At 69.3% G+C, this 11,842-nt stretch carries 10 protein-coding genes; 9 read left to right on the forward strand and 1 reads right to left on the reverse strand.

Annotation, left to right across the window (positions count from 1 at the left end; all coding sequences use genetic code 11):
• Window positions 1-79 precede the first annotated feature (79 nt).
• The 9 genes from AB0F43_RS35950 (at window position 80) to AB0F43_RS35990 (ending at window position 11,003) form a co-directional block, all read left to right on the forward strand.
• Window positions 80-631 carry a hypothetical protein gene (locus AB0F43_RS35950; protein ID WP_360487581.1) on the forward strand — a complete coding sequence of 184 codons (552 nt, stop codon included), beginning with the start codon at window positions 80-82 and terminating at the stop codon, window positions 629-631.
• Between the two features lie 91 nt (window positions 632-722).
• Window positions 723-1,868 carry an ABC transporter substrate-binding protein gene (locus tag AB0F43_RS35955; RefSeq protein ID WP_360487584.1) on the forward strand — a complete coding sequence of 382 codons (1,146 nt, stop codon included), beginning with the start codon at window positions 723-725 and terminating at the stop codon, window positions 1,866-1,868.
• Window positions 1,868-3,640 carry an ABC transporter permease subunit gene (locus AB0F43_RS35960; protein WP_360487587.1) on the forward strand — a complete coding sequence of 591 codons (1,773 nt, stop codon included), beginning with the start codon at window positions 1,868-1,870 and terminating at the stop codon, window positions 3,638-3,640. Before AB0F43_RS35955 ends, AB0F43_RS35960 begins: the two co-directional genes overlap by 1 nt.
• Window positions 3,637-4,947 carry a hypothetical protein gene (locus tag AB0F43_RS35965; RefSeq protein ID WP_360487590.1) on the forward strand — a complete coding sequence of 437 codons (1,311 nt, stop codon included), beginning with the start codon at window positions 3,637-3,639 and terminating at the stop codon, window positions 4,945-4,947. Before AB0F43_RS35960 ends, AB0F43_RS35965 begins: the two co-directional genes overlap by 4 nt.
• A gap of 53 nt (window positions 4,948-5,000) precedes the next feature.
• Window positions 5,001-6,401 (forward strand): DNA repair protein RadA, encoded by a 1,401-nt coding sequence (gene radA, locus AB0F43_RS35970; protein WP_360487593.1) that lies wholly within the window; start codon window positions 5,001-5,003, stop codon window positions 6,399-6,401.
• Between the two features lie 209 nt (window positions 6,402-6,610).
• Window positions 6,611-7,549 carry a beta-ketoacyl-ACP synthase III gene (locus AB0F43_RS35975; RefSeq protein WP_360487596.1) on the forward strand — a complete coding sequence of 313 codons (939 nt, stop codon included), beginning with the start codon at window positions 6,611-6,613 and terminating at the stop codon, window positions 7,547-7,549.
• 179 nt (window positions 7,550-7,728) lie between these two features.
• Complete coding sequence (gene disA / locus AB0F43_RS35980) at window positions 7,729-8,823, forward strand: DNA integrity scanning diadenylate cyclase DisA (protein ID WP_360487599.1); 1,095 nt, start codon at window positions 7,729-7,731, stop codon at window positions 8,821-8,823.
• Window positions 8,824-8,937: 114 nt separating this feature from the next.
• Window positions 8,938-9,507: a PadR family transcriptional regulator gene (locus AB0F43_RS35985; protein ID WP_360487602.1), complete on the forward strand. Its 570-nt coding sequence runs from the start codon at window positions 8,938-8,940 to the stop codon at window positions 9,505-9,507.
• Window positions 9,486-11,003 (forward strand): DHA2 family efflux MFS transporter permease subunit, encoded by a 1,518-nt coding sequence (locus tag AB0F43_RS35990; RefSeq protein WP_360487605.1) that lies wholly within the window; start codon window positions 9,486-9,488, stop codon window positions 11,001-11,003. The genes AB0F43_RS35985 and AB0F43_RS35990 overlap by 22 nt, the downstream gene beginning before the upstream one ends.
• On the opposite strand, the gene AB0F43_RS35995 is transcribed toward AB0F43_RS35990, so the two are convergent.
• Window positions 10,974-11,618 (reverse strand): hypothetical protein, encoded by a 645-nt coding sequence (locus AB0F43_RS35995; RefSeq protein ID WP_360487608.1) that lies wholly within the window; start codon window positions 11,616-11,618, stop codon window positions 10,974-10,976. The two genes, AB0F43_RS35990 and AB0F43_RS35995, sit on opposite strands and share 30 nt — an antisense overlap.
• Window positions 11,619-11,842 lie beyond the last annotated feature (224 nt).

Raw genomic sequence — 11,842 nt, forward strand, 5'->3', positions numbered from 1 at the left:
ACGGCTGCGGACGGACCTGGGATCCCCGTAGGGTTGACGGACCACGTCGATGGGCTTTCTGGGGAGGCGCCAGCCACGGATGGACGGACTGCTGCTCGAACGAATACCTGAGCTTCCGGAGCGGGTTCTTGTCGAGGTAGGTGAGCAGCGGGCCCTGGTGATGCCCACTGCCGCCGCTGCCCGTCGCCTGGCCGACCTGGTGATCGGTCTGGAGGACCCGCCTGACGGTGCGGTCGTCAAGGCCGGCGGTGCGGTCCGGCTGGTGCCCGCCGAAGGCGGTCTGCTCCCACACCTGACTGTGCTCGGCAACGTGATCCATGGGCATGCCGTCACTCATCGGGTGACCCGACAGGCCGCGGAGGTGCACAGCCGCCAGACAGCCGAATGGTGCGGCCTGGAAGACGTACTTGACCGCTACCCGCACGAGATCACACCAGGCCGGCGTCGATTGGCCGGTGTGGCCCGGGCACTCCGGGCTGACCCCAGGGTGATCGTGCTGGAGGACGCGGGCGGGCTGCCGACGTGGGGCTCGCTGCTGGCCCTCAAACCCAACCCCGAACTCGGCCGCGCCGCACTGCTGCTCATCACGACGGATCTTGAGCGTACGACGGGTTTCGGCGATGCGGCGTAGTCGTCGAGCGTTCCTGGGGACCGCGGCGACGCTAGTTGTCGCAGGCTGTTCGAGCGATGTCCTCGGGCTACGTCGCAGTGTGCGTGTTGCGGTGAGCTGGAGCGGTCAGGAGCTTCGGGCGTTCCACGACGTGCTGGACGGCCTTGGCGAGTTGGACTACCCAGTGGAGGTGGTGCCGCTGGGCGACGACATCTCGACCGCCTTCGGCGCGCGTTCGGCCCGGCGTCCGGACATCGTGATGTTGCCCCGGCCCGGACTGGTACCGCGGCACCTTCGCGACCTCGAGCCCATCCCGGACGACGTTGCCGATCGGGGCCGGGCGCGCCTGTGGGCTGAGCTTCTGGTGCACAACGGGACGACGTACGGCGTGCCGTTCAAGACGGCGCACAAGTCGGCGGTCTGGTACCGCCCCTCGGTGTTCCGCGAGGTCGGCGTGCAGCCGCCGCGGCTCTGGTCGGAGTGGTTGGCTGTGAACAGGTCACTGTCATCTGCCGGGGTACGGCCGTTGTCGCTCGCGGCTGGGGACGGCTGGGTGCTCACCGACTTCTTCGAGAACGTACTGCTCGGCACAGCGCCCGCTGCCTACGCAGCACTTGCGACAGCCGACAGCCCTCGACCGTCACGTCAGCGGCAGATCGCTGCAGCGCTTCGCCTGCTGGGCACGATGTGGTCAGCGCCCGGCACCCTGGCCGGAGGCGTGGACCGATCGCTCGTGCAACAGTTCCCTGACGCAGTGGTCGAGGTCTTCGGTCACCGCAGAGCCGCCATGGTCCTCGCCTCGGACTTCGCAGAACCTGTCGTGCGCTCCTTCGCCGCAGACCCCGACGACGTCGGTCTCTTCACGTTCCCAGCACTCACACCGGGTGCGGCCGCACCTGTGGTGGTTGGCGGTGACGTGATGGTGCTCCCGAAGCCCACGTCGGACGACGCTCTCGATCTGGTACGACGACTCGCCGCACCGGCTGCGGTGGACCCGTGGGTCAAGCAGGGCGGGTTCCTGGTCGACGGGCGGGACTACGGCTACTCCCCCGAGCTCGCCCGGCTTGCCGAGCAGCTGTCCGGGCCTGCTGGGTCGTTGCAGTTCGACCTGTCCGACCGGCTGGGCCGAATCGGGGACATCAACGGGCTCTGGCGAGTCCTCACCGACTTCCTCGTCCGCGTCGGCGACAAGGGCAGTGACGTCGTACCCGGCGCGGTGGACGCGGCGATGACCCAGCTGCGGAAGGTGGAGGGCTGATGGGCTTGCAGAGCAACGGTCTGTCGCTCGAGGTCGTCGGCCGCGAGGTGAGCGGCCGGCCGGTGCCCGGCAAGCCGCTGCGCCCGGCCGCGCCGTACCTGCTGGGCTTGCCGGCCCTGCTGCTGAGCTGTCTGCTGCTGATCCCGATCGGGGTGACCGTGGTCGCGGCGTTCCGGACGCCGAGCGGTTTCGGGTTCGGCAACTTCGCGGTGATGGGCGACCCCGACGTATTACGTGCCGTAGGCAACAGTCTGGCCTGGGTCGCGGTCGCCCTCGGGCTGGTCGTGGTGGGGTTCCTGCTGGCTCTGGTGAGTTACCGGTTGCCCGGGCTGACGGCGTTCCTGCAGCCCGCGCTGGTGATTCCGTTCGCGGTGTCGGTCCTGGTGTCGGGTGCGACGTTCCGGCTGATCTTCGACCCGGCACCTGAGCGCGGCACGTTGACCGCGGTGTGGGCGCGGCTGTTCGGGTCGAGCCCGGTCTGGCTCGGTCCCGGCCTGGTCTGGCTCGTCCTGGTGTCCGCCTTCGGCTGGACCTGGCTCGGGTACGTCGTCTCGTTGTTCCGGGCCGGCCTGGAAGCCATCCCGGATGACGTGAGCCGCACGATCGCCGCCGAGGGGGTGACGGGCTGGCGGCGGCTGCGCTCGCTGGAGCTCCCACTGCTCCGACCGATCACCGGTGTGGTGACGCTGACCCTCGTCATCGCGGCAGTCCGGGTCTTCGACCTGGTGCTCATCGTCGTACCCGGACCGATGCAGCGGTCCGTCGACGTACTCGGCCTCAACTGGTGGCGTGCCACCACGACCGGTGACGATCCTGGTCGTACTGCGGCTCACGGCGTGGTGTTGTTCGCGATCGTGGCCGCGGTCGCGGTGGTCGGCGTACGTGGGCTACGACGGCGCCGCTGGGCGATGCCGGTGCCTGTCGTGCCGCCTGACCCCTCACTGGGTCGGCCGAAACCCAGCAAGCGAGTACGGCGGATCGGGTGGACTGTCGGCTTTGCGGTGAGCTTGGTGTGGATCCTGCCGGCGGTGGTGTTGGTTGCCACCGCATTGCATTCGCCACGCGAGGCAGGCCTGCGGGGCTGGTGGTCGTTGTCGGGCTTCGGGTTCTCGTCCTTCGCCGCTGCCGCGAACGTAGGCCTGTTCCGGGCGTTGCTGTCGACTCTGCTGATCGCCGGTGCGGCAACCGCCGTACTGCTGGTGATCGCCGTGCCGACTGCCTATCTGGTCGCGTGGGGTGGACTGCCCCAGTGGCTGGGACGTGTGGTGACGTCCATGTTCGTGGTGCTGGCGGTCACGCCGGTGCAGATGTACGCCGCTCCGTTGCGGGATGCGATGGGGACGGCGGGGTTGGCCGGCTCGCGGATCGCACTGGCCTTGGTACATGCGGCTGCTGGTCTGCCGTTCGCCGTACTGCTGTTGCGATCTGCGTTCGCGTCGGCTCCTCCCGCGTTGGTGTCCGAGGCTCTGCAGGGTCCTGCGCGACAAAGCGCCGTACTGGCGACTGTCCAGCGGACGTATCGGCCCGCACTGGTTGCTGTTGCGGTGTTGGAGTTCGCACTGGTGTGGAACGACTTCATTGTGGGCTTCCTGATCAGTGGTCCTGGCACGACGCCGCTGTCGCTGGTGTTGTGGGGTGAGGCTCGGCAGTTCTCCGCATCGGCCGGGACTGTCGCCGCTGCCGGTGTGGTCGCTTCCGTCGTACCCGTCGTACTGATGCTGTCCAACTGGCAGCGGGTCGTGCGAGGGCTGACGGTCGGGGGCAGGCCGTGACGACCCCTGCGCCGGAGCGCACACCGAAGGTCGAGGCGCAGGAGAACCGGCGGCGGGGTGGCTTCTTCAGCCGCAGCGCGCTCGCGTCGGGACTTCTGACCGGCCTTCTGGGCGAGCGGCTGTCGGAGAGTCTCAACAGTGGCGGCTGGATCCGGGTCGTGGGATTCGCTGTGGCCATCGGCTGTGCGCTGATCTGGGCGTACTACGACGTTCCTCTCGCCTTGCGTGCGTACCGGCGCTGGCGGCGGGGTGGTGCGGTCGCCGTACCGGTTCCGAAGCTCCACGCGGCCGCTGAGGAAGCGGAGAGCTGGATGGTCTCGCTCCGCTCGGGTGCCAACGGAATGGCCGCGGCGGAGTGGTTCAGCCTGAACGAGACGCGGCTCCGGGAGTTGCTGCACACGGAGAAGCCACGGGAAGACACCGCCGAGGACTTGGCCCGGATCTGTGACGCGTTGGAGGTCTGGTACCTGCGCCGGTGCGAGCCGGGCGAGCTGCTGGAGCTGAGTGAGTTCCTGACAGCCGTTGCGGACGCGAGCGGACGTCGTGACCTGGCGGAACTCGCTTCAGCCCGAGCCGCGACGGCGTACCGGCTGATGGGTGATCTGCAGAGTGCGAGCGAGCGGCTGGGCAACTCGGACGACCGGGCGGCACACGGTCGTACGGCGGCGGCTCTGACGACCCGTCGGCAGGTGGACCGGGCCCTGCTGAATCTGCAGTGGGCCGACCATGCACCGGCCGGTGACGACCGGGACGAGGCAGTGCTGAACGCGCGGGACCGGTTGGACGACGCGCGGCGGAGCCGACCGGGTCCTGACCTTGCCGCCGAGGTGGCGATCTCCATCAACCTCGCGATCGTGCACCTGTACCAGCAGGATCCCGAGACCGCGCTCGACCATCTCCAGACGGCGGCTGCCCGCGCCACCGCCGCGGGAGACATCAGCGGCCATGCTCACGCCCTCGAACTGCACGGCGTCGCCGCCTGGATGCAACGCAGCCCGCGCGAGGCCGAGCGCTGGTGGAAGCACGCCGAGCAGTTGTACGCCGCGATCGACGAACGCGAGGGCCGCGCTCGCTGCCTCCAGCATCTGGGGTCGGCCGCGGTCGTCGCCGGGGACCTCGCGGAGGCACGCAAACTGCTCGAGCAGAGTGCTCTGCTGCGCCAGTCCGAGAGCGAGCTGCTGACGAGGTACCTCGAGGCGGCGCGTGAGACCGGGCCGGCTCCTGAGGTCGAACCCGACCCCGTCCCTCGCTTCACCGGCGGGTGGGTCCGGCGCCGGCTCGCCCAACTGCGAGACCACTTTCGCTGAGCCTGTGGACAAGCGTTCCGCTTTTGTCGGCAGCTTCGCCTAGGTTGTTCGGCATGGCGAAGGCAGCGGGGAGCACGAAAGGCAAGCCGGCGTTCGCATGTAGCGAATGCGGATGGACGGCGGCCCGATGGATCGGGCGGTGTGGCGAGTGCCAGGCATGGGGCACGGTCGCCGAGATCGGCGCGCCCAAAGCGGCCCGGATCACGGCCGGCCCGGTGTCGTCACCCGCGATGCCGATCGCCAAGGTGTCCGCGATCGAGGCCGAGTCCCGCCCGACCGGGATCGGCGAGCTCGACCGGGTCCTCGGCGGCGGCGTCGTACCGGGTGCGGTGATCCTGCTCGCCGGTGAGCCCGGTGTCGGCAAGTCGACGCTGCTGCTGGAGGTCGCGGCCCAGTCGGCTCGCCGGGGTCAACGGACGCTGTACGTGTCGGGTGAGGAGTCGGCTGCCCAGGTGCGGATGCGGGCCGGGCGGACCGATGCGCTGGTCGACGAGCTCTACCTCGCGGCCGAGACCGACCTGTCCGCGGTGGTCGGCCAGGTCGACGCGGTCGATCCGTCGTTCCTGGTGATCGACTCGGTGCAGACGATGGCGCATCCCGAGGTGGACGGCGCACCAGGCGGCGTGACGCAGGTCCGCGAGGTGACCGGCGCACTCGTGCGGCTGGCCAAGGAGCGGCACATCGCGGTCGTGCTGGTCGGGCATGTCACCAAGGACGGCGCGATCGCCGGGCCGCGGATGCTCGAGCACCTGGTCGACGTCGTCCTCGCGTTCGACGGCGACCGGCACTCCGGGTTCCGGATGGTGCGGGCGAGCAAGAACCGGTTCGGCCCGTCGGACGAGGTCGGGTGTTTCGACATGGTCGACACCGGCATCGTCGAGGTGACGGATCCGACCGGCCTGTTCGTCTCCGAGCACGCCGAGCCGGTTGCCGGGACGTGCGTGACGGTGATGATGGAAGGGCGGCGGCCGCTGCTGGCCGAGGTCCAGGCGCTGGTCGGGCCGTCGGCGGCGCCACAGCCGCGCCGGACCACCTCCGGGCTGGAGTCGTCCCGGGTCTCGATGGTCCTCGCCGTACTGGGTAACCGGGTCGGCCTGAAGCTGACCGACCAGGAGGTGTACGTCGCCACCGTCGGCGGGGTGAAGATCGCCGAACCGGTCGCGGACCTCTCGGTGGCGATCGCGGTCGCCTCGTCGGTCATGGACCGGCCGATCCATCCCGGCCTGATCGCGATCGGCGAGGTCGGCCTGGCCGGCGAGGTCCGCCGCGTCGGCGGTCTGGAGAAACGCCTGGCGGAGGCCGCGCGGCTGGGCTTCACCAAGGCGATAGTCCCTGCCGATGTTCCCAACCGCGGCAAAGAGCTGAAACCGATGGACATGCAGGCCAAGTACGGCCTCCGCGTCTTCGCCGCCCCCGACCTCCCCTCAGCCCTCCTGGCCGCCGGCCTCACCTGAACCACCACTACACAGCCAGACCCGCATGATCGGCGCTCGCTGTCAGCCAGGGCTTTGAGTGTGTGTTCCGGGCCACAGTGCAGGGCTGGTGGTGAGACGAGGGATCCACGGGCGTGGAGTGGGGAACGTACGCTGGGGACGCCCCCGCCGGGTTCAGCGTTGCGCCCGGGACCCTGCCGGCCTGGCCGGACGACCGCAGGAGCAGTCAGATGACCGGATCCAGAGTTGTCGCGCTCGGCCACTACCAGCCCGAGCGAGTGCTGACCAACGACGAGCTCGCCACCATCGTGGAGACCAGTGACGAGTGGATCCAGAGCCGGGTCGGCATCCGCGAACGCCGGATCGCCGCACCCGACGAACAGGTCGACGAGATGGCCTGGCGGGCCGCGGACAAGGCGGTCGCGAACGCCGGGATCGACAAGTCCGAGATCGACTTCGTCGTGGTCGCCACCTGTACGGCGATCGACCGCTCGCCGAACATCGCCGCCCGGGTCGCCAACCGGCTCGGCCTCGGCAGCCCGGCCGCCCTCGACGTGAACACCGCGTGCTCCGGTTTCGCGCACGCGCTGGCGACCGCCGACCACGCGATCCGGGCCGGCGCCGCATCCAAGGCGCTCGTCATCGGCGTGGAGAAGCTGAGCGACTTCACCGACTGGACCGACCGCACCACCTGCGTGCTGATCGGCGACGGCGCCGGCGCGGCCGTGGTGGTCGCGAGCGACGAGCCGGAGATCGGCCCGGTGGTCTGGGGTTCGGTGCCGGAGATGTCGGACGCGGTCCGGATCGAAGGCCACGACGCGAAGTTCGCGCAGGAGGGACAGAGCGTCTTCCGCTGGACCACGACCCAGCTGCCGGTGATCGCCAAGCAGGTCTGTGAGAAGAGCGGTATCGCGCCCGAGGACCTCGGCGGTGTCGTCCTGCACCAGGCCAACCTGCGCATCATCGAGCCGCTGGCCAAGCGTCTCGGCGCCGTCAACGCCGTGGTCGCCAGGGACGTCGTCGAGTCCGGCAACACCTCGGCCGCGAGTATCCCGATCGCGCTGTCGAAACTGATCGAACGGCGCGAGATTCCGAGCGGCGCGCCGGTGCTGCTGTTCGGATTCGGCGGTGGCCTGTCCTACGCCGGCCAGGTCATCCGCTGTCCCTGACCCGGCAGGCGCCGGACCCGAGCGGGCCCGATGCACGCGGGAGATCGGACTGCACGGATCAGGTGCACGGGGCGTTTGCACGCGCACGTGCAAGCGCGCGGCAATCGCGGTCCGGTGACTGACCGATAGCGGGGACTTCGGCCGCACCACGTCCGGACAACCGCATAGACTCAGTGACCGTGGCCCCCAATTCCGACAAGAACAGCACCGGCGCCCGGATGCGCGCGACTCTCGCGGCGGTGGCACCTGGTACCGAACTGCGCGAAGGCCTGGAACGGATCCTGCGCGGGCGTACCGGCGCCCTGCTCGTCCTGGGTCACGACAAGACGGTCGACTCGATCTCGACCGGCGGCTTCGAGATCGATGTGGAGTTCTCCGCGACCGGGTTGCGGGAGCTGAGCAAGATGGACGGCGCGATCATCCTGGACCGCGACGTCAGCCGGATGCTCCGGGCCGCCGTGCACCTGATGCCGGACCCGTCGATCCACACCGAGGAGACCGGCACCCGGCACCGCACCGCCGACCGGGTCGCCCGGCAGACCGGTTTCCCGGTGATCTCGGTGTCGCAGTCGATGCACATCATCGCTCTGTACGTCGACGACCAGCGGTACGTGCTGGAGGACTCCGGCGCGATCCTGTCCCGGGCCAACCAGGCCCTCGCCACGCTGGAGCGGTACAAGCTGCGCCTCGACGAGGTGTCCGGCACGCTGTCCGCGCTCGAGATCGAGGACCTGGTCACCGTCCGCGACGTGGCCGCGGTCGCCCAGCGGCTGGAGATGGTCCGCCGGATCGCCACCGAGATCGACGGGTACGTCGTCGAGCTCGGCACCGACGGCCGGCTGCTCACGCTCCAGCTGAACGAACTCGTCGCCGGGGTCGCCGGTGAACGCGAGCTCGTCGTCCGCGACTACCTGCCACCGGCCACGGGCCGCAAGGCGAAGACCGCGGACGACGTACTGCTCGAGCTGGACGCGGTCAGCCCGACCGACCTGCTGGACATCGGCCAGGTCGCGCGGGCGTTGCAGCTCGGTGGCGCCGAGCAGCTGGACGCAGCCGTGACGCCCCGCGGATACCGCCTGCTGGCGAAGGTGCCGCGTCTGCCCGGTGCGGTGATCGACCGGCTGATCGACCACTTCGGCCACCTGCAGAAGTTGCTCGCGGCAAGCATCGACGACCTGCAGACGGTCGAGGGCGTCGGCGAGAACCGCGCCCGCACGGTCCGCGAAGGACTGTCCCGGCTGGCCGAGTCCAGCATCCTCGAACGCTACGTCTGAGACTCTCGACCACCACCCCCGGTTCGGCTGCCGAACCGGGGGTGGCTTGCGTTCAGGGCCGCGCCGAAGTAATACTCCACATGGAATATTTCGCGTGGAACACACCGGACGGAGATGATGGCCGAGCTCACCCCGCTGGCGATCTCGGTGCTGGCGCTGCTGAACGAGCGGCCGATGCACGCTTATGAGATGTACCAAGTGCTGCTGACGCGGCAGGACACCCGGATCGTCAAGGTCCGACCGGGTTCGCTGTACCACACAGTCGAGCGGCTGGCCGGCCAGCAACTGATCCGGGCGACGGGCACCGAACGATCCGGCAACCGCCCGGAGCGCACGACGTACGAGATCACCTGCGAGGGAGACGAGGCGCTGCGGCGACGGGTGCAGACCGGGATCGAGTCGTACGTCTACGAGTATCCGCTGTTCCCCGTCGTACTGGCTGAGTCGCACAACCTCGACGAACAGGACGCCCTGCTGCGGTTCCGCCGCCGGGTCGCGGACCTGGACAACTGGCTGGCCGAGCTGTCCGACGCCCTCGCCACCGCCCAGGAGCAGGTGCCGGAGCTGTATTGGATGGCCGGCGACTACCTCCGAACCCAGCTGGCCTGCGAGCGCGACTGGCTGGCCACCACCATCGAACGGATCGAGACCAAGGACTTGCCATGGCAACCCCGCAACATGTGAGGCCGGAGGTTCGGCCGTGGCCGGCGCTGTGGGCGCTGGTGATCGGCTTCTTCATGATCCTGGTCGACTCGACCATCGTGTCGGTCGCGACCCCGGCCATCATGACCGACCTGCGCACCGACGTCGGCAACGTGATCTGGGTGACCAGCGCCTATCTGCTCGCCTACGCCGTACCGCTGCTGGTGACCGGGCGGCTCGGTGACAAGATCGGGCCGAAGAAGGTCTACCTGACCGGTCTCGCGCTGTTCACCGCCGCGTCAGTGTGGTGCGGGCTGACCACCTCGGTCGAGTTGCTGATCGTGGCCCGGGTGTTCCAGGGGCTCGGCGCCTCGATGATGACTCCGCAGACGATGGCCGTGATCACCCGGATCTTCCCGCCGGACCAGCGCGGCCGGGCGATGAGCCTGTGGGGTGCGACCGCCGGGGTGGCGACGCTGGTCGGCCCGATCCTCGGCGGCGTCCTGGTCGACGGGCTCGGCTGGGAGTGGATCTTCTTCCTGAACGCGCCGGTCGGCGTGATCGCGTTCGTGCTGGCGATGCGGCTGGTACCGGATCTGCCGACCCACGAGCACAGGTTCGACCTGGTCGGGGTGGCGCTGAGCTCGATCGGCCTGTTCTGCCTAGTGTTCGGCATCCAGGAAGGGCAGAAGTACGACTGGGGCACGATCGACGGCCCGATCTCGGTCTGGTCGCTGATCATCACCGGCCTGGTGGTGCTGGCGATCTTCGTGATCTGGCAGTACCGCAACCGCGGCGAGCCGCTGCTGCCGCTGGGCCTGTTCAAGGACCGGAACTTCTCGCTGGCCAACACCGCGATCACCACGGTCGGCTTCGCGATCACCGCGATGACGTTCCCGCTGATGCTCTACGCGCAGACAGTGCGCGGCCTGAGCCCGACGAAGTCCGCATTGCTGCTCGTCCCGATGGCCGTCATCACCGGTGTCCTGTCGCCGTTCTCCGGGCGGCTCACCGACCGCGCGCATCCGCGGTACCTGGCCACCTTCGGGCTGGCGTGCTGCTCGGCAGCGTTGTTCTGGTTGAGTCAGGTGATCGAGCCCGACGTACCGATCTGGAAGCTGCTGCTGCCGATCGCACTGCTCGGTGTGGCGAACGCCTTCATGTGGGGTCCGATCGGCAGTACGGCGACCAGGAACCTCCCGTTGCACCAGGCCGGAGCCGGTGCGGGCGTCTACAACACGACCCGACAGGTCGGCGCCGTTCTCGGCAGCGCGGGGATCGCCGTACTGATGGAGTCGCGGTTGGCAGACAACCTGCCTGCTACGCCGGGCGGTGCGCCGGCGGGCGAGGGTGCCGCGGGCGGGACACTGCCGGACATGCTGCACCAGGGCTTCAGCGACGCGATGGCGCAGTCGCTGCTGCTGCCGGCCGCGGTCCTGCTGCTGGGCGTGGTGGCGGCTCTGCTGTTCGTCAAGCCGCAGCACCTGCGGCAGGCGCCGACCGCGGGGTCAAACGACCTGGAAGGCCTGCGCAATTGACGCACGGTCGTCGAAGACTGCCTTGACGACATAGGTTCCGGGCTTGGCGACCGGCTGGCCGGGCAGGCAGCCAGGCCCGGACCGGCGGCCGTCCCATGGCACCGTCGTCGCGACTTGCTTGCCCTTGGCAACAACCAGGGTGGTCCGCTGAACCGCTTTCCCACAATGGGTTGTCGTCCAGATCAGGTCGTTGCCCGAGGTAACCGTCACGGTCAGCTCGCCGGAGTCGATCGCCGCCTTGCACTCGTCCAAGACGGCCTCGAACCGGACCACGAAGTTCAGCACCGAGCCGGACACGATCCTCCGGTTGGTGGGCAGGACCTCGACGCGGACCTCGGAGCCGTCGCATTTCGTGTCCCGCGGCGTCGTCGTGGTCTTCGTCGGCTCCTCGGACTTCTCGGTGGTCGCCGGTGTACTGCTGGGCGTGACCACCGGGGCCGTGGTGGGGTCCTGCTGAGGGCCGGTGGCGGCCGTGTTCTGCGGGTCGTCGTCGCCACCGCCGAACATCCGGAGGACCAGGAAGAGCAGCAGCGCCAAGACAGCAAGCACCAGTCCCCGGCGGAACCAGTACACGCTGGCGGGCAGGTGCCCGACCGGATGGAGCAGGCTGCTCATGGCCTGCATCTTAGGATCGGCTCTGTGCTCGACCAGTCAGGCTCGCCGCTCACTGTGCCTTTGGCCTCGCTTCCGGCTCGGCCGGTCACGGGGCCCTTGGCTCCCGCCCTTCCCTCGTCACTGTGCCTTGCCGGGCCTTCGGCGCCGGCGGGTCATGGGGCCCTTGGCTCCCGCCCTTCCCTCGTCACTCCGGTCGCTTCGCTCCCTCCGCTCCTCAGTCCAGG

The sequence above is a fragment of the Kribbella sp. NPDC023972 genome (assembly GCF_040639075.1).
Lineage (GTDB): Bacteria > Actinomycetota > Actinomycetes > Propionibacteriales > Kribbellaceae > Kribbella.

Bases quoted from the DNA above. Each gene is read 5' to 3' on its own strand.
- AB0F43_RS35995 (WP_360487608.1), bottom strand. From the start codon at position 11,618: ATGAGCAGCCTGCTCCATCCGGTCGGGCACCTGCCCGCCAGCGTGTAC.
- AB0F43_RS35960 (WP_360487587.1), top strand. From the start codon at position 1,868: ATGGGCTTGCAGAGCAACGGTCTGTCGCTCGAGGTCGTCGGCCGCGAG.
- AB0F43_RS35975 (WP_360487596.1), top strand. From the start codon at position 6,611: ATGACCGGATCCAGAGTTGTCGCGCTCGGCCACTACCAGCCCGAGCGA.
- AB0F43_RS35985 (WP_360487602.1), top strand. From the start codon at position 8,938: ATGATGGCCGAGCTCACCCCGCTGGCGATCTCGGTGCTGGCGCTGCTG.
- radA (WP_360487593.1), top strand. From the start codon at position 5,001: ATGGCGAAGGCAGCGGGGAGCACGAAAGGCAAGCCGGCGTTCGCATGT.
- AB0F43_RS35950 (WP_360487581.1), top strand. From the start codon at position 80: ATGGACGGACTGCTGCTCGAACGAATACCTGAGCTTCCGGAGCGGGTT.
- AB0F43_RS35990 (WP_360487605.1), top strand. From the start codon at position 9,486: ATGGCAACCCCGCAACATGTGAGGCCGGAGGTTCGGCCGTGGCCGGCG.